At 56.2% G+C, this 22,233-nt stretch carries 17 protein-coding genes; 5 read left to right on the top strand and 12 right to left on the bottom strand.

The genetic code is table 11. The annotated features are described in order from the left end of the window. Positions 1 to 9: 9 nt before the first annotated feature. The 6 genes from VFU50_08610 to sseA form a co-directional block, all read right to left on the bottom strand. Positions 10 to 1,323: a M48 family metallopeptidase gene (locus VFU50_08610; protein HEU5232907.1), complete on the bottom strand. Its 1,314-nt coding sequence runs from the start codon at positions 1,321 to 1,323 to the stop codon at positions 10 to 12. 151 nt (positions 1,324 to 1,474) lie between these two features. Then, the gene (locus VFU50_08605) at positions 1,475 to 1,945 is read right to left on the bottom strand and encodes a nuclear transport factor 2 family protein (protein HEU5232906.1); all 471 of its coding nucleotides are present in this window, start codon (positions 1,943 to 1,945) and stop codon (positions 1,475 to 1,477) included. 39 nt (positions 1,946 to 1,984) lie between these two features. After that, complete coding sequence (locus tag VFU50_08600) at positions 1,985 to 3,259, bottom strand: MFS transporter (protein ID HEU5232905.1); 1,275 nt, start codon at positions 3,257 to 3,259, stop codon at positions 1,985 to 1,987. A 166-nt stretch (positions 3,260 to 3,425) separates the two neighbouring features. After that, positions 3,426 to 4,163: a YggS family pyridoxal phosphate-dependent enzyme gene (locus tag VFU50_08595; protein HEU5232904.1), complete on the bottom strand. Its 738-nt coding sequence runs from the start codon at positions 4,161 to 4,163 to the stop codon at positions 3,426 to 3,428. 25 nt (positions 4,164 to 4,188) lie between these two features. Beyond that, the gene (locus VFU50_08590) at positions 4,189 to 4,443 is read right to left on the bottom strand and encodes a glutaredoxin domain-containing protein (protein HEU5232903.1); all 255 of its coding nucleotides are present in this window, start codon (positions 4,441 to 4,443) and stop codon (positions 4,189 to 4,191) included. A 520-nt stretch (positions 4,444 to 4,963) separates the two neighbouring features. After that, entirely contained in the window at positions 4,964 to 5,875 is a 912-nt protein-coding gene (sseA, locus tag VFU50_08585; GenBank protein HEU5232902.1) for a 3-mercaptopyruvate sulfurtransferase, read from the bottom strand. On the opposite strand from sseA, the gene VFU50_08580 reads away from it, so the two are divergent. Continuing rightward, a complete protein-coding gene (locus VFU50_08580; protein HEU5232901.1) occupies positions 5,874 to 7,346 on the top strand; it encodes an RNB domain-containing ribonuclease in 1,473 nt (490 codons plus the stop codon). The genes sseA and VFU50_08580 overlap by 2 nt on opposite strands. Positions 7,347 to 7,373: 27 nt before the next feature. Next, positions 7,374 to 8,120, top strand: coding sequence for an endonuclease III (nth, locus tag VFU50_08575; GenBank protein ID HEU5232900.1), 747 nt, complete (start codon positions 7,374 to 7,376; stop codon positions 8,118 to 8,120). A 283-nt stretch (positions 8,121 to 8,403) separates the two neighbouring features. Here the strand turns inward: nth and VFU50_08570 are convergent, their stop codons facing one another. Together VFU50_08570 and VFU50_08565 are read right to left on the bottom strand one after the other, a co-directional pair. Next, complete coding sequence (locus VFU50_08570) at positions 8,404 to 9,498, bottom strand: enolase C-terminal domain-like protein (protein ID HEU5232899.1); 1,095 nt, start codon at positions 9,496 to 9,498, stop codon at positions 8,404 to 8,406. Positions 9,499 to 9,700: 202 nt separating this feature from the next. After that, on the bottom strand, positions 9,701 to 10,402 hold the full coding sequence (locus tag VFU50_08565) for an RNA polymerase sigma factor (protein HEU5232898.1): 702 nt from the start codon (positions 10,400 to 10,402) through the stop codon (positions 9,701 to 9,703). Positions 10,403 to 10,531: 129 nt separating this feature from the next. Between VFU50_08565 and VFU50_08560 the strand changes: the two genes are divergently transcribed. The 3 genes from VFU50_08560 to VFU50_08550 all read left to right on the top strand — a co-directional run bounded on the left by VFU50_08560 (position 10,532) and on the right by VFU50_08550 (position 12,318). Continuing rightward, positions 10,532 to 10,960 (top strand): hypothetical protein, encoded by a 429-nt coding sequence (locus tag VFU50_08560; protein HEU5232897.1) that lies wholly within the window; start codon positions 10,532 to 10,534, stop codon positions 10,958 to 10,960. A 41-nt stretch (positions 10,961 to 11,001) separates the two neighbouring features. Beyond that, on the top strand, positions 11,002 to 11,340 hold the full coding sequence (locus VFU50_08555) for a hypothetical protein (GenBank protein ID HEU5232896.1): 339 nt from the start codon (positions 11,002 to 11,004) through the stop codon (positions 11,338 to 11,340). Positions 11,341 to 11,541: 201 nt separating this feature from the next. Continuing rightward, positions 11,542 to 12,318, top strand: a complete 777-nt coding sequence (locus VFU50_08550) for a lipid-binding SYLF domain-containing protein (GenBank protein HEU5232895.1) — start codon at positions 11,542 to 11,544, stop codon at positions 12,316 to 12,318. Positions 12,319 to 12,504: 186 nt separating this feature from the next. Here the strand turns inward: VFU50_08550 and VFU50_08545 are convergent, their stop codons facing one another. The 4 genes from VFU50_08545 to VFU50_08530 all read right to left on the bottom strand — a co-directional run bounded on the left by VFU50_08545 (position 12,505) and on the right by VFU50_08530 (position 21,812). Then, a complete protein-coding gene (locus VFU50_08545; GenBank protein HEU5232894.1) occupies positions 12,505 to 12,837 on the bottom strand; it encodes a redoxin domain-containing protein in 333 nt (110 codons plus the stop codon). Between the two features lie 15 nt (positions 12,838 to 12,852). After that, entirely contained in the window at positions 12,853 to 14,424 is a 1,572-nt protein-coding gene (locus VFU50_08540) for a hypothetical protein (GenBank protein ID HEU5232893.1), read from the bottom strand. A gap of 313 nt (positions 14,425 to 14,737) precedes the next feature. Beyond that, positions 14,738 to 18,772, bottom strand: a complete 4,035-nt coding sequence (locus tag VFU50_08535; GenBank protein ID HEU5232892.1) for a translocation/assembly module TamB domain-containing protein — start codon at positions 18,770 to 18,772, stop codon at positions 14,738 to 14,740. Positions 18,773 to 18,839: 67 nt separating this feature from the next. After that, positions 18,840 to 21,812, bottom strand: coding sequence for a POTRA domain-containing protein (locus tag VFU50_08530; GenBank protein ID HEU5232891.1), 2,973 nt, complete (start codon positions 21,810 to 21,812; stop codon positions 18,840 to 18,842). Positions 21,813 to 22,233: the final 421 nt, after the last annotated feature.

Genomic DNA, 22,233 nt, shown 5'->3' with positions numbered 1-22,233 from the left:
GGCTGAATGTCAGGGGAAGTTCGGGGCTGTAGTGCCAATTTTCCGATGCAGAATCGGCGGTTTTTCGTCCTCTACGGTGTGTTTGCGGAGGACTGGTCCGGATTTTCCTTCGTTGATGCTGCGTCCGCGAGTGAGGCGGATCAGCCGCGCTTTTACCTGGTCGAACTCGCTGGTTGTGAGGATGTAGTCATCTTTTGGGGGAAGCGTTTCAAGCTCGGCTTCGGCGCGGCGAATACGATCGTCGTTCATGGGATGAGTGGAAAAGGCGCGGGCGATGAAACCGTGTTTTTGCTTTTCGCGCGCGTCGATCCTCTCGAAGAAGTCGACGAACGCCGTGGGATCGTACCCGGCGGCATACTCGTACTGCACGCCGAGGAAATCGGCTTCGCGCTCAGCGTCGCGGCTGAATTTCAGGAATGACATTGGCACAGCAAAGCCGGCGACCTGCCGGATCGCCATGGTTACCGGGCCTCCAATGAAGATGAGAGGCAGCGACGCAAAATTCCAAATCTCCTGCTTAGTTGCATTGCGGGTGGCGTGACGCGCGGCCACATGAGCGATCTCGTGCGCCATAACGCCGGCGAGTTCGGCTTCGTTATCTGCTGCCAGCAGCACGCCGCTGTTCACGTAGAAAAAGCCGCCGGGAAGAGCGAAGGCGTTGACCTGCTCGTCGTCGACAACTTTGATCACGAACGGCACCTTCGCGTCGGAATGCCGTACCAGCGTTTGTCCCACGCGGTTTACGTATTCGGTGATCACAGGATCTTTAATCAGCTTCGCCTGTTGCTCTACTTCCTGCGATAGCTCGCGGCCGAGAGCCTCTTCACGATCGATCGAGAAGAAGTTCAGGTTAGAGCCGATGCCGCGATGGCCGATTCGTGTGATGTCGTACTTTGCATCCTGCTTCTTTGCTTTGTGCTCGCGCGGCTGCTCATGCTCGGCTGCCTGTGTCGCAATACGTTCGGCGGTGTCGGGAGTCGGAGACGCCGAAGCCACGGTGGCCGGAGCATCCTGATTTATCGAATTCTGGTGCAGGTCTGAATTGAACGGATCGGGCTCGAGTTTGTACTTGGTTTGCGGTAAAGGAGCCGGTTTGGAATTTGCCTGTGTCTCGATTTCTGCCGCTTGCTGGTTGGCGGATAGGAAATCGAAGTCCATCAGCCATGGCTTAGTGAATGGATTCACCCCTTGAAAGCTCAGGGAGGCCACGGCCTGATGCATCGAATCTTGAACTGTGGGAGACGCGAGAGACTGTGGGCCGTTTTGGGAAAAAGCAGTCCCTAGAAGCAACAGAAACTGCGCTAATGCGAGTATTCGTCCCACAGAGCGTCCAAATCCAAAGAAGAGATGATTTCGTTCTGGCTACTCGTGGGATACAAAAGTTGCGTGCTGCCGTTGCCTTGCGCATGCAGAGATGCTGAGAATTGGCGGGCAACTCGCGCCGAAGCCATGCAAAATGACAAAAAGTGTCAGATCACAAGCCCAGTTCGGTCAATCCAGGATGGTTCGCCGGACGCGGTCCTAGCGGCTGCCACAAGAACTTTCGGTCCTCCGCTTGGATCGGAACGTCGTTGATGCTGGCTTCGCGACGCCGCATGAGTCCGTTCTCATCGAATTCCCACTGCTCATTGCCGTGCGCACGAAACCAGCTCCCCGAATCGTCATGCCATTCGTACTGGAAGCGCACGGCAATGCGGTTTTCGTGAAAGGCCCAAAGCTCCTTGATCAGTCGATAGTCGAGCTCCTTCGCCCATTTCCGTTTCAGGAATTCGACAATCGCGGTGCGTCCGCGAAAGAACTCAGCGCGATTGCGCCAGCGGCTGTCTTCTGTGTAGGCGGAGGCCACGCGCTCCGGATCGCGAGTGTTCCACGCGTCTTCGGCAGAGCGCACTTTCTGCTTGGCACTTTCTAACGTGAATGGCGGAAGCGGAGGACGTTGATTCATGGAGGCACTCCTGCATTCGATGGTCGCGCATCGCAATGCTCAGGCTGTCGTGGAAGCTGCTGCTGGAGCGAAGACGCGGTCATAGATCCAAAGCAGCAGAGCGGTTGCAAGGCCCACTCCGGCAACTGCCCACCACATCTGCTGCGGCCGATGCACCAGTTCGCCGTAATGATGAATCAGCCTGCCGCCGAATACGCCGGCGATGAGAGAGCCGATGCCGATGGGCAGGAAAGCAAATCCCATATACGTGCCCTGCTGTCCGGACGGCGCCAGTCTGGAGATGTATTCGTAATATCGCGGAGACTGCGTGATTTCGCCGATCGCCACCAGTACCAGAGTGAGATAAGCCGCAAAGACGGAGCGAGACACGACCAGCACAATCCATGCTCCGCCCGAGATCACTGTTCCCAAAATGATCGCGCTGAAAGCCGGAATCTTCTGCGTGATGACATTCACCAGCACAGTAAAAGCAATCACGATCACAGGTCCGGTGACCAGCATGAGTTCCGTATCGGTATTGGGGTTGATGTAGTCATGAACGTAAATCGGCAGGATGATGAACTCCTGCCAGTAAAAAATCCAATAGCCGGTGAAGATCAGCAGGAACAGCATGAAGCGGGGATTCATGAGCACCGTTCCAAAGTTGCGCACAACCTGTCCCAGGCTTGTGGTTTGCACTTCTCCCGGTTTGCGCGGTTCGCGGAAGAACAGCAGAACGGCAAAAAACATGAGGAAGACGCTGAGAGCTGCAACGCGAAATACGTTCTCCACGTTCATGCGCTGATGCACCCACGAAGCGACGTACGGTCCGGCGGCCCCGCCGATGTTCACCAGCGTGTAGTAAATCGCGTATCCGATTGAGCGGACGTTTTCGTTGGAAGCGCGGGCCGTTGTTCCCACTACCGAAGGCTTTACCAGCGCGATTCCCAAAGCGGGAAGCATCAGGATGAATGTGACCAGCGCCACCAGAGGAACGTGGTCGCGGACAGGCCCGAGCCACGGCGCAGCAATTGAGCCGAGCAGGAAATACGAACAGCTCAGGATCAGGTATGCGACCGAGAGCGCGCGGCGGAATCCGAGGCGATCTGCCACCGCTCCGCCAAAAGCTGCGAGAAACCAAACCAGGCCTCCAAACAATCCGGTTAGGCTGCTGGCTTGCTCGACGGGGAATCTCAGCGCCTCGTGGAGGTATCGTGCCAGTGATGCGAAGGCGGCGTAATAGGAGAGTCGCTCGAACAACTCAGTGATATTCGCGACCCAAAATGGGCGTTCAAATCCGGTGCGGACTTGTTGCAGGCGCTCAGAAAAGGACAAGGCAAATCCTCAGACTGATGAGAGTGTTCCAGCAAAAACACGACACGGATCACACGGATGCTACGGATTCCACGGATCGCAAAGCAAGATAGTAGCTGCAATCCTCGATTTTCAGCGAACTATCCGTAAAATCCGTCTAATCCGCGTGATCCGTGTCGTGTTTTTGCTATGGTTTGCGCTCGCCGAAAATCGCCGTGCCCACACGAACGCACGTCGAGCCTTCTTCGATCGCTACTTCGAAGTCGTGCGACATACCCATCGAGAGCAGTTCCGTTGAAATTCCCGACAGCCGACGGCTTGCGATGGTGTCACGCAGCTCGCGAAGTCGGCGAAAGTAGGGACGCGCTCCTTCGGGGTTTTCGGTGAAAGGTGGAATGGTCATTAGACCCGTGATCCGGAGATGCGCCAGGCGCGGGGCAGAGATGAGAATCTGTTCCAATTCGGGAGAATCGGGCGAGAGCCCGGCTTTTGCGGGATCTCCGGTGTTGATTTCGATTGCGACAGGCAAAGGCTCTCTCTCGGAGCGCTCAATCGCAGCGTTGATGCGTTCAGCCAGTCGAAGCGAATCGACCGAGTGAATGGCAGAGAACAGCTCGATCGCTTTGTTCACTTTGTTCGACTGAAGCTGGCCGATCAGAGCAAACGTCGCGTCGGGCAGATCGGATAATGGCTCACGCTTGGCCGCGAACTCCTGAACGCGGTTTTCACCGAAAGAGCGGATGCCGGCTTCATAGGCGGCGATGATCTTGTCTGCCGGTTGAGTTTTTGTCACCGCCATCAGAGTAATGCCGGCTGAATCGCGGTCAGCACGCTTTGCCGCTTCTGCAATCCGTCCACGAATGTGGGAGATATTCTCAGCGACTTGCCTCGCAACATCGCTTGAGCTAGTACTTTGTGCGGTCATTGACGCAAGTGCCGGAATAGAACTCCTACTCCGAGACTCCGAGCAGTGCGCTCATCTCTTTGTAAAGGAAACCTTGTCCGGGCCGGTAAGGCTGCACCCACTTGCCATCGATTACAAACTGCGGAATGGCGCGCTTACCGACGTTGCGTAACACTTCGTCGGCGGCACCTGGAGTGTTTTCAATGTCAATCTCGCGAAAGGGAATGTTGTGCTTTTTCAGAAAGTTCTTGGCCTCGCGGCAGTCGCGGCACCAGAACGCAGTGTAGACCGTCAAATCCATGCTTCTATCGTAGCGTGAAAGTGCTTGGAACCGGACGCTCTATTGTTCCGAACACGGAGCGTGAGCACCGCGACGACTCGTATGAACGCTGCAGAAGATGCAGCACATCCGGGAATTCACTTAAGTAGTATAAAGACGAAAGAGCCTGCATCGGGATTACTGAGAAGTGAAGAAACTCGTATTCAGTCTAGGCACTGCTCTCCTTGTGGTCGCACTAGCGATTTTAGTTTTGTGGGCTAACGATGTTCGCTCTGATCGCCGACACACTGTCACGTTTGACTCAGCGGTGACTATCTTCGGAGGCAACGGAACCAATCAGTGTGATCGTTCGGAGCGGCTGACTACAGTGGAGGCAGGAACCATCGCACGGGTGCGACGAATTAGATATTGGAAGGACTGCGCTACCGTCGACATTTCTCTCCCGGACGGACGACAGGGCTATATTGTTCTCGGGGTTGGCGGGGAGGTTTCAATAGATCCTCCAATCTTTCCATGACCGAACTGAGAGACCTAACGGAATTCAGCTCGTTTCCACCGGCGTATCTCCCGGCAGCCCCCACTCTGCCCAGGAGCCGTCATAGACGGCCACATCGGACTTTCCGAGCAGGTGCAGCCCGAATGCGAGCACGCATGCAGTGACTCCGGACCCGCAGCTCGCGACCACTGGTTTGTTGAGATCGAGGCCTGCACTCTGGAATTTTTGCCTAATTTCTGCTTCGGGGAGCACGGCATGACTGTTGGCGTCCGCGAGCTGCTCAGAAGGGAGATTCAGGCTTCCAGGAATGTGCCCGGATCGCCGTCCTTGCCAAATCTCAGGAGCAGTGCCGTCGAAGCGCCCCTTCGAACGCGCGTCTATGAGCTGCTCTCGATGCTGTTGGATGATCTTGAACACATCCGCTTTGCTGCGGACCAATTTGGGATTCAGCTTTGCTGTAAAGGATTTCGGCGTCACCTTCGGCGCGCCGCTCTCGACCGGACGTCCTTCAGCCTGCCATTTGGGCAAGCCGCCATTTAGAACCGCAACCTTCTCGTGACCGAATGTGCGGAATGTCCACCACGCGCGTGGAGCGAACTTTAATCCATCGCGATCATAGACAATAACGCGATCTTCGCTTCCGATCCCCAGTTTGCCAACAGCCTCGCCAAATTCTTCGGCGGAAGGAATCATGTGGGGCAGGGAAGTGCTCTTATCGGCGATCTCATCGATATCAAAGAACACGGCTCCGGGAATGTGCGCCTGCAGATATTTTTCTCGCGCCAGCGGCGGCTTCGAGCCGGGCATGTCGAATCCGGCTTCGACGATCTTCACGTTCTTCGATCCCATGCTGCGCGCCAGCTCTTCGGTCGAGATTAGAGAGTCAGCATTGCGGTAACTATTCGCGTTCATTGCCACGATTGTAATTACCTTGCCATTTACAATGCGATGGCGCATGAACCAGTCCTCTTCGGAAGTAGATCTTCGTGCTCTCGCCGAGCAAGTTGTCCGCGCGCGCGGATTCGATCCGCAATTTCCTCCCGAGGTGCAGCAGCAGGTTGCACAAATCAAGGCGCATCCGCTGGCGGTGGCGCCTGACGGAAAAGTCCGCGATCTGCGTTCATTGCTTTGGTCGTCGATCGACAATGACGATTCCAAAGACCTCGACCAAATCGAATACGCCGAAGATTTAGGCAGCGGTCGCACGCGATTACTGGTCGGAATCGCGGATGTGGACGTGTTCGCTACGCGCAACTCTCCCATCGATGGTCATGCAGCTCGCGAGACAACGACGGTTTACACCGGAGTCCGTGTGTTTCCCATGCTGCCGGAGGAGCTCTCGACCGGACTTAGCTCGTTGCTCGAAGGCGCTGACAAGCTGTCGGTCGTGACCGAATTCGTCGTCAGCAACGACGGCAACATCGAGAGCTACGACATCTATCGCGCAGTCGTGCGCAACAAGGCTCAGCTCATGTACAGTGCGGTAGGCAAATGGCTGGAGGGCACCGGGGATAGCAGTTCCAAAGTGGCATCGTCGACGGAACTGCAAGCTCAAATCAAGCTGCAGTCCGAAGCTGCTGAGAAGCTCAAGCAGCAGCGGCATCTTCATGGTGCGCTGAACATCGAGAGCATCGAGCTTCAGCCGATCATGTCTGGCGATCAGGTGATGAGCATCGCTGATCGCGAGAAGAATCGAGCAAGTGAGCTGATCGAAGAACTCATGATCGGCGCCAACGAATCTGTGGCGCGCATGTTCGAAGCAAAGAAGGTTTCCTCGATCCGTCGTGTTGTAAAAACACCTGAGCGTTGGGATCGAATTGTCGCGCTGGCGGCGCAGCACGGCGGACATTTGCCTGCGCAGCCGGACGCGAAGGCTCTGAATGATTTTCTGATGCAGCGCAAAGCGGCCGATCCCGACCGCTTTGCCGACGTTTCACTGGCAATGGTGAAACTCATGGGCCCAGGGGAATACGCGGTGGAGCGTCCTGGAGAAGTTGGGCAGGGTCATTTTGGGCTTGCTGTCCAGGATTACACACATTCGACGGCGCCGAATCGACGGTTCGCAGACGTAGTCACGCAACGCATTATCAAATCCATTCTCGCGGGCGCGCCTCCTCCATATTCCGACGACCAGCTCACGGCCATCGCGACCAACTGCACAGAGAAGCAGGATGCCGCACGTAAAGCGCAGCGCGACATGCAAAAACGAATCGCAGCAGTCGCGCTGGCGCACAATATCGGCCAGACATTCGATGCGATTGTCACCGGCGCGAACGAACACGGGACATTTGTGCGGATCATGAAGCCGCACGTGGAAGGCATGCTGGTGAACGGTCGCCAGGGAGTTGATGTTGGCGACAGACTCCGCGTGAAGCTTGTAAATACCGATGTCCGCCGCGGCTACATCGACTTCGCCAGGGAACGCTGATGGGCATCGGATAGAATCGGTTGCGAAATGCCCGGAAAATCCGCCACTGCAGTGAAGGCCTCGCCGAAAGCTCCGACGAAGCCGAAAAAGGCTAAATTCAATCCAACATCTTCTGAGCGAGTCAAACAAATCCTGGATCGGCTCGCTGAGATGTATCCGAATGCCAAGTGCGCGCTGCATCACTCGAATGCATGGGAGCTTTTGGTCGCCACGATTCTTTCCGCGCAGTGTACCGACGCGCGCGTCAATATGGTCACGCCTGGTCTGTTCAAGAAATATCCAACTCCGAAAGATTTCGCGGCATTAAAACCGGAACAACTTGAGCCCGAGATTCGCTCCACCGGATTCTTTCGTAATAAGTCGAAGTCGATCGTCGGCGCAGCGCAGAAGATCGTGAACGAATTCGGCGGCAAGGTGCCCGATGAAATGGACAAGCTGTTAACTGTGCCCGGAGCTGCGCGCAAGACAGCGAATGTCGTTCTTGGTTCCTGGTTTGGGAAAGCTGAGGGCGTGGTTGTGGATACGCATGTTCACCGCATTTCCCGCCGGCTGGAGCTCACGGCGAACAACGAGCCCGTCAAAATCGAGCAGGATCTCATGCGTGTGATCCCACGCGACCAGTGGATCGACTTTTCCCATCGCGTGATCTGGCATGGTCGGGCTCTCTGCATAGCGCGCAAACCTAAGTGCGTGGATTGCAAGCTGGAGACCGTATGCCATGCGGCTGACAAGACGTGGTCAACGGTGGAGATTCACAGGAACGCGACGCCGTAGGGGTCTCTTGGTCATCCGAGCGGATGGTGAAGGCGTGCGTCTGGTCTGACGGCGCGGTTTGAAACCGCAAAAGCAACACCAACGACAAACACAAGGTCCTTCGCCCAACATCAGGGCTCAGGATGACATGGTTTTGTTGAAATTCGACAATGGTGGAAAAAACCGCACTTGAAAAACCGTGTCATGCTGAGGCGTGAGTTTCGCCGAAGCACGTTGTGTTTTGTGTGCAATAACGATCGAGCACAGTCACGTTAACACGAGGCATTTCGAATACAGCAGAACATCACGCGGCGTACTTCTGTGCGTCCTTCCTCTTCAATTCCAATCCCATTCCGGGCCGCGTCAGATCAGGAACAAGGCATCCATTCACCGGCTTCGCAGCGCCGTCGAAGAACATTTGTTCAATGCGCGCGTGATCGTGGAAGTACTCGATGTGGCGGAACTCGGTCAGCGCGCAGGACGGATGACAATGGATCGACGGTGACGTGTGTGCCGAAAAGGGAATGTGGAAGCTCTGAGCAATGGTGCTGGCGCGCAGGAATCCGCTGACGCCTTCGCAACGCGTGGCGTCGGCTTGCAGCACGTCAACTGCTTCGGATTCGAGCATGTGGCGGAAGTAGTACTGGTCGTATCCGTACTCGCCTGCGGCAATTTCCATGCGCACCGGCGCGCGATCGCGAATCAGGCGCAGACCTGCGAGATCGTCCGAGGAAACCGGCTCTTCGAACCAGCGCACGTCGTATTCGGCGAAGCGCTCGGCCATCTCAAGAGCTTGCTTGCGAGAGTAGGCGCCATTCGCATCGACGAATAGTTGAACGTCGGGGCCGATCGCCTCGCGGGCGGCGCGCACCCGGTCGGGATCCTGCTCAGGATGCGTGCCCACTTTCATCTTCACCATGCGAATGCCTTGTGCGGCCCATCCTCCTAGCTGGCGCTGCAACTGCGCGATGCTGTAGGACGTGAACCCGCCGCTTCCGTAAATGGGAACGCGGTCGCGACACTTGCCCAATAGCACGACCAGAGCAAGACCGAGCAGTTTCGCTTTCAGGTCCCAGAGTGCCGCGTCAACTGCGGAGATCGCCATCGACGCCACTCCAGGACGACCGAGGTTGCGAATCTTCCAGAGCATCGCGCTCCAGCTCTCGCCGATGGAGAAGGCGTCTTTGCCTTCGAGCAGTTTGGAAAATGGTTTGTGGATCAGCGATGCGACGGCTTCGTCTCCGTACGTGTATCCCAGACCGGTTTGATTGCCTGCCGCGACCTCGACCAGCACCATTGTCGTTTTGTTCCATGAGAATGTGCCGTCAGCTTCGGGCAGGTCGGTCGGAACAGTGAAGACGGAGACGCGAACACTTTTTATGGGAAAGCTGCTCTTCATGAATCTCTCTCAAAGAGAAAGATTCACGTGTGCGCGGTTGAGTTGTGAGATGGGTTCGCAGCTTTGTTGTGCTACGCGGGAATCAATTTATCGACGACCTGAGAAAGCAGGTCCCCCGCTGCGCAACTGCAATTCTTGGCGTCAAGACGATATCGCGGCGGAGCGAGGGATGACAGTGTTTTAGGAGAGGACGTTTTCGTTTTCAGTGAAGCAGCTTTTGCGAGAGGCCTGCTTCTTCGAGCATTTCGAATACGCGCCGTACCACCCGATCACAGCGCACACCCATGAAGGAGAAAGTCGCAGGAGCGTTGGAGCCCACGCGTGCATAGAGCTTTTTGCGCACCAGCGCGCGGCCGCGATGGAGGCGGGTTTTGACGTTTTCCTCCGAGATGCTGAGAGCTTCGGCGGTTTCGATTGTGCTGAGTTCTTCCACATCACGAAGCATTAGTACGGTGCGGAGGTTCTCCGGCAGGCTGAGAATGGCTTCCTCGAGCAATGCTCCCAGCTCTGCATTGGAACTGTGGTGTTCGGGATCGATGGTGGTTGCGGGAATCATGTCGGCTCCTCCGCCGGTGGACTCATCGTCGAATTGCTGCGTCCGCTTGCCGTGCCTGAGGCGCGCGAATGCTTCGTGGACCGCGATACGCGTCAGCCAGGTGGAGAACTGCGAGCGTCCGGCAAAGTCGCCGAGGTGGCGATAGGCGCGGACATACGCGTCCTGCATCACGTCTTCTACTTCATCGTCATTCCGCAGAATGGCACGCACAGTGCGATAAAGACGCTGGTTGTAGCGACGCATGATCAACTCATAAAGCGCCGTCTCGCCCGAGAGGACGCGTTCGATTATCTGCTCGTCCTTGAGGGCGTCGGAGCCGATTGTCGGGGGTAACATGCTGGTTGACATGGCGGTCTATGGGATAGAGTGGCTTCCCTCAAAAAGGTTACGCTGTTTTCCACGTTACCAAAGGTTTCCCCAATCAGTTGTAACCAAAGGCAGCTTTGCCGCTCAATTGCACAGGACGGGGAGGATCAAATGCAAAAGTTTGATGCTCGGATCAATCTGGCGTGGTGGGTGCTTCGAATTGGCTTTGGAGTCGGCCCCATCATCGCAGGAGTGGACAAGTTCTTCAATGTGATCGTCAACTGGGAGATGTATCTCAGCCCGCTGGCGACCAAAGTTGTGCCGCTCAGCCCGGCGACGTTCATGCACATCGTCGGCGTGGTCGAGATCATCGCTGGCCTCGTGGTATTGAGTCGCTGGACGAAGATTGGCAGTTATGTTGTAAGTCTGTGGCTCATTGGAATCGTGGCGAATCTGCTGACCACCGGCATGTTCTATGATCTTGCCGTGCGTGACGTAGAGCTTGCCATTTCCGCGTTCGCCCTCGCACAGATTTCGGCGGCGCGAGAGGATGCTCTAAAATCAGGCAACGCCAACGACCGCTATGCGGCCACGGCCTGAGACTTTTGAAATAATCCCAAACTGGAGTGGAGAAAGCTTAAATGCGAAGACTAGCATTCCTGGCAGTACTGGCGATGTTTACGCTTCCGGCGGTCTGCGCGGAACAAACGTTCAAAGACGCCCCAATTCTCGACACGATGTGCGCCAAGAAGCTCGCAGCAAATCCGGACTCGCACACCAAAGGCTGCGCCCTGCAATGCCAGAGCGGTGGATTCGCTATCGTGACGCCCGACCAGAAAGTGCTGAAGCTCGACTCGGTCGGCAATAAGCAAGTTGTCGAGCAGCTCAAATCATCCAGCAAGAATGATCATTTGCGCGTGGATGTGACCGGCGACGTTAACGGTGACACGCTGAAGGTCAAGTTGATCAAACTGTTGTAAGCCGCTGGATAGTATCATCGCTCGCAACTGCGGGTCGTGTTCTCACCTTTATGGCCGTGCTCGGAGGTGGCTATTCGCCACCTCCGACCCAGCGGCTACCCCGCTGGTTCTGTTGGTCTTGGCCTTCAGTACCCTTGCCTGCCTGGGCTCTTCAGGGGAAGCTGCTTCTAATCGATACCTGCGCCCTCTGGGGAACTACCGATGAAGCTGCATTCCATCAGCGTTGCTGCTGCTGTCGCGTTGGTCGCACTTTGGACTGCGTCTGCGTTTGCCGGCGTGTCGTCGAAAGAGATGGATCGTTTTGAGCGCTCCGGCCAGGTGCTGCAGGACATGCTCAACGCGTCAGATAAGGGAATCCCCAAAGGCATGCTCGACCATGCGCGTTGCATCGCCGTGGTTCCGTCTTTGAAGAAAGGCGCGTTCGGCTTCGGTGGCCGTTTCGGATATGGGTTTGTAACCTGCCGCCGGAGTATGAAAGGCTCGTGGGGACCCGTCTCTTCATTCAAAATCGCAGGCGGGAACTCGGGCTTCCACATAGGTTCGGAGTCCGTCGATGTAGTCCTCTTGTTTGTCCATCAGCGCGGAACTGAGAAGCTGCTGGCCGATCAGTTCTCCCTCGGTGCAGATACTTCCGTATCTGCCGGACCTCTCGGGGATACAGGCTCGCCACGCACAAGCGCGCTGCATTCTGAGATCTACTCCTACGCGCGCTCGCGCGGAACGTTTACAGACATCGCGCTCGATGGCGCTCGCCTGTACCAGGACCCCGAAGTGAACAGGGACCTCTACGGCCGCGAGATCAAAGCCGCCGACATCCTCGTAAATTCGAAGGTAGCTATGCCTGACGGCGCCGCCCACATGATTGGCCTGTTGAACAAGTATTCGCCGCAAGCAGCTACCAATCGCGAAATGCGAAATCACGCCATCACCAAACGGCGCAACACCCGGCCGAGGGCGCCCGGCTCGACGGAACCTTAATCTTCCAAGGGCCACTCCGGAGGCTCACATTCCGGGCACTGGCTGTTGATGAACTCCAGCCACTTCAGAATCGAAGCCGACGTGGCATTTGCAGTCTCAGATGCCACGTAAGAGGCTGCAATTTCCCCGAAACTGTCCGCGATAAAAATTCCGGAAATGGGATCATCGTCTACAAGAAAACCGTATTCAGCATAGATCTGTCGCGGCGTCCAGCAGAACAGGGAAGGGAAGCTGAACTGGGCGCTGCGGTTCCTCGACCATGGTGGGACTAATCAAGAGAACTTCAGCTTGTTGCTCGCGAATTCGTTGATACTGAGCAGCAACATCGCGAATCAGAGCGGAATGCTGCGCTGCAATCATCCCAAAAATCAGGATGAGGTTCGAACGAGCGCGATAGTCGGAAAGACGAACCTCCGCTCCTGCAGTGCTCCTGAGCATAAAATCGCGGAGCCGGTACCCGATTCGAGGGACCTCGGCCTTGGGGCTGACTCTCCCACCGGCAATTTCAGCTTGTGACATAACGACCTGCGGCGATTATCTTCTCGAACAGGAATTCCGCGTCCGCTTGCCCCAATTGAAGGTGCGGAAGCGATCGGTTTCTATGATGCGAGTGCGCACTCCGTCGATTTCCACCGGCACGGTGACGTGCTTGCCTTGCTCCACGAATACAACAATGGCTGATTCTCCCGGGCTGTCCTGGCTTGCTCCTACTCCTACACCGAGAATCGCAGGATTAGACATCATGCTGTCGGCGTGTCGGTCTTTCACTGTTTTGGCACGAAGTACTTCGTCGGCTGAGAGTTCGGGTAGCGCATTGAGCCTCTGCACAGTTCTGGATTGTTGCGCACTGAAGTCAGCCGTGTAGATAAGTTTTGTACGTATTCCGTCAAGCTGTGCCGGAACGGGAATGCCCGGCCGACCTTTTACAAAGACCACTACGGCTGGCTCCTTCGAGGCGTCCTCGCTCTGGCCTACCCCGACGTCAACAACCGCAGGATCCTGCATGAGTTCAAGTGCGTGACGTTCCGTTGCTGCAGAAGCTCTGGCGAGCTGCGAGTTCGGAACATTAGTTTGATAAAGGGCCTTCTCAGTCGCGAGTACCTCAGCTTGCGGCGAAGCAGGGCAGGACACCGGGTGATCTGATCCACCAACAATTTGCGGCGCATTGCCGGCTGAATCCTTGAAAGCTGCGAGAACGTCATTGATGGGGTTTGCAACTGTGCCGGTACTACTTCCCGCATAGAGGAGTCCCACTGGTTGAGCCTTGTCAGAGGTGATGACAAGGGATCCGGAATCGCCGCTATTGCTGAAGGTGCTACCTTGGATCCCGATCTGGTTTGTAAACGTGACGTTGAAAGTCGAGCCACCCTGGCACTGAGTCGAATAATCCACTCGCACGTTCAAAGAGACTGCGTTAACGCTCGAGCAAGTCACGCCAGTGGCATCGCCACTCTTTGCGACCGGTTGCCCTACCGCTGGCGTGGCGATTGTCTTGGACGGGGGAGCAGGTTGGCCTGCTCCCAGCAGGTCGAGAATCGCTCCGGATTGATCCACCTCGTTCGTAACCACTTGCCCAATCGCTGCATCGATGTTGCTGGTCTTAAGAGGCGCTGCCTGGGTCAGATTGCCGACGATCGTGTTCTGCTTCTGCCCGCAATTGGTATCTGCCAGCCCTGGCTGGGAGATCGGATCACCAGGAGAGCCCTGATCTGATTTGTCGAGAACGTGATTGTTACTCAAAAGAAAGAAATCTCCGCCTCGCGAAACCAATGAGCCGAGCGTTCCGGAGCAGCAGAAGACTTCTGTTTTTCCGGTGCTCTTGTCCGTGGTCGTGGTTTTGTCGGTCGCGTTGCCGCCGCTCGTCCCGAGCTTAATCGGCGGGTTCTGAAAATCCTGATTGATGTGATGCACCAGGATATTGGCAGTCGCGCTCGCCGATTTAGTGCTGTCGGCGACAGAAACCGCAGTAATGTTTACTGCGGAGGGGTTTGGCACGGTATTTGGAGCAGTGTACACACCGGAGGCACTGATCGTTCCGATCGTGCCGTTTCCCCCCTCAATTCCTCCTGCGCTCCAACTGACGGCGGTATTGGTTGTGCCGGTCACTGTGGCTGTGAATTGTACCGATCCACCCGGGGCGACTGTGGCTCCGGGCGGAGATATCGAAACCGTGATGTTCTGAGAAGGAGGTGGAGGAGGATTGTTGGTGCTGGAGCTGCTTCCCCCGCCACAAGCAGCTGTGAAAGCTGCGATCAGAATGCAAAGCGTTTTGGCGCGAGATGGTTTACGCAGAATGCAGTCTGCAGGAAGGGGCGCCCTGTTCAAGTCGTTCTCCGGCGAAAATTTCGCCTCAAGAATCTAGCAGAAGCGCTCTGCTGAGGTGAAACCGCGGGACATCCTGCTTGGTACCACACGGCTCTCACCAGCTCTTGTGGAACTTGGTATCGAAACCGAATCCGCCGTTCTCATCACGGGTTCCGCTGAACGAGACCCTCGGGCTGATGTGGTATTCGAGCTTGATGGTCGTGTTTTGCGTCTGCGTGACATCGGTTGCAAACGTGACAAACAAATTGCCGGTAACGCGCTGCTGAATGGCCACCCGTGCGCCGGGGTTCTGCTGATTGCCTCCCAATTCGGGATCAATGGAAAGTTGCGAAATGCCGGCGATTTTTTGCAGCCGGCTGGTCACCTGGCTTGCGACTTGAGACGCGACCAGCGACTCGGCGCCCATGCTTCCGGGCGGAGTTGGATTGGCCGCCGAAGCTTCTGTGGTTTTGCCAAAAGCGATCAGGTTGATGATGTCCGATGGCGGCAGCGAGGGCACAGAAGTGTAATTCGTGTGCAAGCGGTCCACAGGGCCATCGAAGTGCATCATGATGTTGTATTCCTGGATTGTCGTGTTTACGGCGACGTTGACGACCGGCTGCGTCTCGTAGGGATTCACGAAATCAATTGTCCCATTCTGGAGCAGGTAACGATTCCCTTGAAAAATGAGATCGCCGCCTGAGAGCACCACCCGCCCAAGAATCACCGGATTCGCAGCGGTGCCATTTACTTCCAGGTTCGCGGTTCCATCGAGGCTGAGCGTCCGACTGACGAGACTGATGCCGTTCGTGGCGTTCACGGCAAGGTTGAGCTTCAACTTGTCGGCGAACCCTTGCGAGGGAGCCGGAACTGTATCTCCGGAGAATTGACCGATGAAGGTCATCAGATCGAAATCGGGCGCAAACGAAAGCTGGTTGATGCGCACGTCTCCGTTAAGCAGCGCGGAGTCGAGGTTCCCGGTAAGCGCGAGGTTCATTCCCAGTCTGGTACGAACTCCCTGGGGATACAGCAGGCGAATTCCGCGCCCGCCCAGCGCTAGATTAAAAGCGAGCGATGGCCGGTAGACAACTCCACCACTCGCGGTGACCTGGCCACCGCCGACTTCACCTTTGAAGCTGGTTATGTTCAGGCGATCTTTCGTCAACGTCAATACGCCGTTTCCATTCTCCAACCCTAGTGGCAGATCTCCGCTGGCGAATCCGGCATTGATCACTTCGATCTGCCCTTGAACATTGGGATTGGCGCGCTGGCCATAGGAATTGACGTTCAGGCGAAGCTGCCCGGAGGTGACGAGATCAGGGTCAAACAGCTGAATCAGCTTCAAATCGATGGTGCCCAGTGCGAGCAGCGACACGGGAGCATTGCGTTCGATGACCGGCACCGTCGCCTGGAACTGCAGGTTGGTATCTGTCCCGCGTAGCTGAACGCGCTGAAGGGCAAGCACGCCATTGACATAATCAACATGGATGGGACTCGCCGCACCGATCTGCACTGTATTGGCGTAGTTCACGTTCAGAATGGGAATGGTCGCATGAGCCTCGACGCGAGCTTTGTCCTTCAGAGGTCCCTTCAGTGTTGCGTGGAGTTCGGTTTGGCCGTTGATTTTGCCTGCCTGCGCCGGCGCGTAGGCCGCGACGATAGCGCCCAAGGGAATGGCTTGGGTATCGAGCGTGGCATTCGCGTAGTAGTCGCCGGTGAGGTTAACCGTGCCGCGTCCGCGAATGGACGTGTTGAGAACCTGCGAGCTCAGATCGAAGGCGCCAACGTGATTGGCGACGTTCGCGTTCAGCGCGATGCCGTTGATCGCCTGTTTATCGATGACCAACTTGGGAATATGCAGAGAAGCTGTAAGCTGTGGATTCTGAACCGTACCGCGTCCGCTGGCGATCAGGCTCAACACGCCTGTCAGATTCATGCCGCGCTGCTTCACTGTCTGCAATTGGGCGAGCTGAATTCCGGGCGCCTGGAGTTGGAAGTCATAGTTCTGTGACTTCGGATAATAGACAAGGTTGCCGTTCGCAGAACCGGCGGGAATGCGAGCACTCAACTTGGCATTCACGACCTCGCCTGTGCCGTTGAAGTTCAGGTTCAATGCGTTGATCGGCTCGCCGGAAATTTGAGCGTTGGTCAAGCTGACTGCGCCTTGTCCAATCGGGTTCAGCTCCGTGCCATGCACATTTACATTTGCTGCCAGTGTTCCTTTGATCGGCGTAGTCACGCCTCCGGCTTTGGCCAGCTCGCCGACATTCAGATTGTTGGCGTTGAGTCCCACCTGAATGGGACTGGTATTCGTGAAAGCCCATTTGCGCAGCCCGGTGCTTAGGTTGAAAGTAATGCGGCCGCGATCGGCAGAATCAAGCTCGCCGTTGGTAAGACTCGCGCCGGAGGGGCTGGCATTGATCCTGGTGCGCAGCAGCTTCCATTGCGTGCCGTGCACGCGAAGGTTGTTGGCGTTGAATTGGCCGGCAATATGCGGTGCTGCCGTCGAGCCGCTGACCGTACCATTGAAGTTGGCCGTGCCATATAGGCCGAAGGCCTGCGAACCTGGCGCACGAAATTCGTCGGCGATATTCTCCAGTTCATGCAGATCATTCGATTGCAAATGGATTTGCAGCGCCGATCGGTTGCTCACCGTTCCGTTCAGGTTCACCGATGTTTGCGGAAGGCGGATGAAGCTGTTCGAGAGTGCGAGGATCTTGGTTGCATTTGAATACGCGCCGTGAATGGCGCCATTCAATGGAACCGCCGCGCCGTTTCCCTTTGCGGGCGCAAGGCTCGCGTTCACGGTGGCGTCGGCTTTGGCCTTCATCTCGTTGAAGGTGCGTCCCCAGGTCGCGTCGGCGTTAGCGTCGACTTTGCCATTCATCTTTACCTGGCGCAGCGATGGAGAGTTCATCATCGTCTTCAAATCCGCAACGGAGATTCCGTGCAGTGCAGCGACCAGATGCGACTGCGACTTGCCGGTGAGATCGCGCATGACCAGATTGCCCGTGAGTTCTCCGCCGAGCAGGCCGGCGCGCATGTCTTTTACTTCGAGGTTGCCGTTGCGCAGCGTATACCGCGCGCCGAGGTCGCGGATGTTGGTGCGCATGGTCGGCGTAACGATCTGGAGTTCGCGGCTGTTCAGGCCTCCATCAACCACGATCACGGCGAGCATCGGCGTATCAGGTTTTGCCTGATATTCCAGCGATCCATTTGCGCTCAGAACGCCGATCGGAAGGGACGCGTTCTTCAACGTCCGGCGGAATTGGCCGGAGTCGAGGACGGCCTGATAGGTCGCATTCACGTGCGGATGGGCAAAGTCGGTGAGCGTCGCATTGAGGATGAAATGCGAATCACCGCTGGTGAGAGTGGCGTCTGTGAGTTTGAACGCTTGCGGCGTGAGGTCGAATTTCGCGCTTAGATCGTGTGGAATCGGATTGAAGTTTTCGAGCTTAAGGTGTCCGTCTTTGTAGCTGATGTTTCCTGAGTAGCGCTTCTGCGACGGATCGAATCCAGATTGGAACGTGAGATCGTGCAAGTCGGCGTTCATCACGCTCTTACGATTGTTGTAGTAGATCTCGCCGTTATCTAAGAGCGCATGACGCACTCCGAGATCGAAGATGTTGGTGTTGCTCTTCTTCTGGCTGTTGCTCTTGGTCTGCGGCAGATTGTCTGTGCCGTGCGCGTCGATGAAGACGCGGACCACCGGATGGTTGATCGTCACATCGTCCATGTACCAGGTCTTGCTGAGAATAGAGACGACGCGGACACCGAGATGAATGTGATCGACGGTGAGCAGCGGCGGCGTCGGATATGGATTCGCTCCGTCTACTACGACGTTGTAAAGATCCAGGCTGGGCGAAATCCCGTGGAAGTGCAGAGCGAAATCCTTCGCATGGACCTGTGATCCCAACGCAGCAGCCGCTTGCGCCTCGGCTTTCTTCAGTACGTACTGATGGAATGATTCATTGTGCAGCAGGACATAAATCGTGACACCCGCAGCAATGATCAGAAGAAGGATGATGCCAATTACCCAGCCCACGATTTTCTTCCATCGTCCGTGCCGACGTGGAGCTGGCTCTTCGAACTGGCGTGGCTCCTCAGGAGGTTCGTTGTAATACGGAGGTAAATTCGGTGCTGCGCTCACAGCCTAAGCTCCTAAATACTTTCGAAGACGTGCTCGTGCGTGTCGCGGCACGCCACCGCAAAGCTCCTCAGAACGCCTGTCCGATCGTGATGAAGTACTGGAATGGTTTGAGTCCTTGAGGAGCATTCAAGTTGTAGCCAAAGTCGATACGCACCGGACCCACTGGGGTTGCATAGCGGAAGCCCAGGCCAACTGTGTTCGTGTATTGGCCATGGAATCCGATCGTGCGAAAGACGTTTCCGCCGTCATAGAAGGGAACCACGCCGAGTCCCTGCTTGAGCGGAACCGGAATGCGAAATTCCGAATTGACTAGAAAAAGTTGATTGCCGCCGTTTGGAACCGCAATTTGCGGGCAGCCGCTGGTTTCGCCGACCGAGCAAACCGGAATGTAGCGCTGCGGCCCGGCGCCGTTCAGGGGGAATCCACGCAGCGTATTCGCGCCGCCACTGAAGAACGATTGGCTTAGTGGTACGTGGCCGCTGAATGCAGTTGCGAACCCGACGCGGACACTGTTTGCCCAGACGATGTTATCCGGAATCTTCTTGTAGTAGGCAGTCTGGGCAAGGAAGCGTCCGAAATTAAAGTTCGAACCTAGTGCTGAAGGATTGAAATCGGCTTCAAACGTCTCGTAGATGCCTTTGTGGGCATCGAGCTGAAAATCGCGCGTATCGCGGACGAAAGTTGCGGACAGGGTGGAAAGGCGAACGTGCATGTCCTCCGGCGGTACCAATCCGGGAATGACCAGATCGGTGATGCCGGTCTGCGAGTAGTTGTAGCGCAGGAACATGTTCATGGTTTTGTCTTCGTTGAGCGCGCGCTGTAGTTGCAATCCGAAGTTTCCGATCACGGATGTGAAGATGGGATTCTGCGCGTCGTGCTCGCCGCCGATGTTTGCGCTCGCCGACCAATTTGTACCCTTGAAGTAGGGATCGGTGAACGTAATTTGCCCGCGTTGATCGAGGCGCGCTCCCAGAGCGGTGAAGCTCAGTGTCTCAGCGCGTCCCCAGAGATCTTTGCGGGTGTACTCAACCAGAGCGCGTGGTCCATAGTACGTCTTCTGGCTGGTTTTGAAGTTCTTGCTCAGTCCCACTGCGGGAAGACCAGGAACCGCAACTGTACCGCTGGGAATGCTGCCGCCACGATTGATCACGTCAAAGCCGAAACCGTATGTCAGATCGTTCTTCTTGGCTTCGTGCACTTTCACCAGCACGTCTTCCTGTGTCTGCGTAGTGATGCGCCGACGAGGGTCGATTTCGGCCCAATCAAACACGCCGAGGTTATAAAGTTGGCTTTCGTTAGCGAGCATCTGGTCCTCGCGCAGCGGAGCGCCCTTGGAGAGCGGAGCTACACGACTGATGAGCGACTGCCGCGTCTCGCCGCGTCCGAGTGTCACGATCGTTGCCGTGCGGACTTGCGGACCTTCTTCGATCAGGTAGGTGACTTCGAGGTGATGCTTGTCTTTATCGACCGGCTTAGCGGTTTGCCGAAAGGTGGCATTCAGGTATCCGAGCTTCAGATACGAGGCCATCATCGTGTTGCGGTCTTCCTGCACCAGCTTTTGCGAATATGGTTTGCCCGGACCGAGGTTCAGTCCCTTCGGCGCGAGATTCGAGACCGGCTGGCTGTCGTTGCCTTGAATGTGCATGGCTTCGACGATGTCGCGCTCACCTTCGACGACGCGGAAGGTGACGTCAATATTCCCATTTTGGTTATGCACTTCCGGCGTGACCTTCACGTCGCTAAAGCCATCCGCCTGATAGAGGCGCTCCAGATTCTTGACGCTGGTATGGACCAGGTTCTCGCTATATTTGCCGTGCGACAGGAAGTGAGCTTTCTTTACGGCTAAATGTGGTACGAGTTGATCTTCATCAATCGTGGTGTTGCCGGCGATGTCTACATCGGCAACCTTGTGCCGCGGTCCCTTTTGGATGGCGTAAACAATCGTCTCACCGTTCGCCTGCTGCTGCGTGTTGACGTTGACCTTCGCGTCAAAGTAACCCTTCGACTGGAAGTACGAGACGAGATTCGTGCGTCCTTCCTGGATGATCTCGGGATCGATTCCTACTTCCTGATACACAGGCAGCAGGTTCTTTTTGGTCCAGCTCCAGATGTGTGCACCCTGGACCTTCACGTGATAGAACGGCCCAGCCTGTACATTGAAAGTCAAATCCGCGCGGTTAGTTTCAGGATTGTAGTTAGCAGAGATGAGCTTCACCTTCGCATCGAGATGATCGTCTTTCATCAACTTCGTCTGCATGTAATTGGTGGCGTTCTGCAACGTTTTGAGCGAGTAGGTTTTTCCGGGACGAATCGCTCGGTTCCACAGCCGCGACCACAGGGAATGGATTGCACCTTTGAGTTTGGCGTCGTCTTCCGGAGTCGCTCCTTTTAGAGTGACCGAACCGAACTTCGCTTTCTTCCCCAGTGTGGTATCGAAATAGACGTTCGCGAGACCATGTGTTTTATCAGTCTGAATCCGCGGCTTGATCTGCGCGCGGAAGTAGCCCTCCCTCTGCAGGAAACGTTGGAGCGCGTGCTGTGCATTGACGACGTCGACGGGAGTGTACGGACCGCGCGGCGGATAGTCGGAAATCTGCAGCAAACGCGCATAGGGAAACACTCGTTGTGCTCCTGGGAATTCATAGATTCCGAAGTACACGGCCGGCTCGAGGATGAACAGCACGCGAATGCCTTCCGGCTCTGGCCGCACCTGCACCTGAACATTGTCAAAGCGATGCGTGCTCTTGATCGCAGCGACCGTGGCATCGACTTTTTCCTTCGAGAAGGGCTCGTCCTGTTTTTGCACGAGCAGCGGAAGGAATGGTCCCATGTCGATTTCGGGATGGCCGGCGAGTTCTACTGACGAGACCTGTTGTCCTTCATACGAAGGCAGAATCTCCTGAACCTGCGGTGAGGTCTTGGGCTGTTGAGCTGGAGTCGCGGTCGGCCCAGATTGGGGAAAGAGAAAGGTGGCACAGAGCACCACGTCGAAGAGAGCGGCGCAGCGATACGGCCAACCTGAGAGGCCAATGGTAGACACAACATCTCTGATGAAGAGAGAAGCGCAGTGTTTGTCTTGGCCCAGAGTATTCGCTGCTGCGGCGCAGCTCTGGCTCGGGCTGCCGTTGTGAGCTCACCCGGAAGCATCGTGCGCGAAAGGCCGGGAATCGAACCGAACGATAGAACTTTTCCTTCACACGGCAGAGATGCCGAATTCAAAACGCAGAGGGATCAAGAATGAAACGAACATGGCTTCTAGCTCCAACTATGCTGGCAGCCTTTGCCTGGGCCGGCGCGCAAACAGCCGGCTCCACAGGCTCTGGTATCGGCGGCAGCAGCACCAACACAGGCGCGGGAACAACAGCAAACGCAACCGGCACAATGAATTCGCAAAATACTCAAGTGGGAGGAACCGTCGGTACGACGGGTACGACAGCCGGGACAACTCCGGGTAGCACGGT

The organism is Terriglobales bacterium (assembly GCA_035764005.1).
In the GTDB taxonomy this organism is placed as follows: Bacteria; Acidobacteriota; Terriglobia; order Terriglobales; family Acidobacteriaceae; genus Gp1-AA112.
The sequence above is the reverse complement of the archived record's forward strand: the minus strand, read 5'-3'. Positions and strand labels throughout refer to the sequence as shown.

Coding starts and splice junctions, on each gene's coding strand:
- VFU50_08605 (HEU5232906.1), bottom strand. CDS start 1,945: ATGAATCAACGTCCTCCGCTTCCGCCATTCACGTTAGAAAGTGCCAAG.
- VFU50_08595 (HEU5232904.1), bottom strand. CDS start 4,163: ATGACCGCACAAAGTACTAGCTCAAGCGATGTTGCGAGGCAAGTCGCT.
- VFU50_08590 (HEU5232903.1), bottom strand. CDS start 4,443: ATGGATTTGACGGTCTACACTGCGTTCTGGTGCCGCGACTGCCGCGAG.
- VFU50_08580 (HEU5232901.1), top strand. CDS start 5,874: ATGAACCAGTCCTCTTCGGAAGTAGATCTTCGTGCTCTCGCCGAGCAA.
- sseA (HEU5232902.1), bottom strand. CDS start 5,875: ATGCGCCATCGCATTGTAAATGGCAAGGTAATTACAATCGTGGCAATG.
- nth (HEU5232900.1), top strand. CDS start 7,374: ATGCCCGGAAAATCCGCCACTGCAGTGAAGGCCTCGCCGAAAGCTCCG.
- VFU50_08570 (HEU5232899.1), bottom strand. CDS start 9,498: ATGAAGAGCAGCTTTCCCATAAAAAGTGTTCGCGTCTCCGTCTTCACT.
- VFU50_08565 (HEU5232898.1), bottom strand. CDS start 10,402: ATGTCAACCAGCATGTTACCCCCGACAATCGGCTCCGACGCCCTCAAG.
- VFU50_08560 (HEU5232897.1), top strand. CDS start 10,532: ATGCAAAAGTTTGATGCTCGGATCAATCTGGCGTGGTGGGTGCTTCGA.
- VFU50_08555 (HEU5232896.1), top strand. CDS start 11,002: ATGCGAAGACTAGCATTCCTGGCAGTACTGGCGATGTTTACGCTTCCG.
- VFU50_08550 (HEU5232895.1), top strand. CDS start 11,542: ATGAAGCTGCATTCCATCAGCGTTGCTGCTGCTGTCGCGTTGGTCGCA.
- VFU50_08545 (HEU5232894.1), bottom strand. CDS start 12,837: ATGTCACAAGCTGAAATTGCCGGTGGGAGAGTCAGCCCCAAGGCCGAG.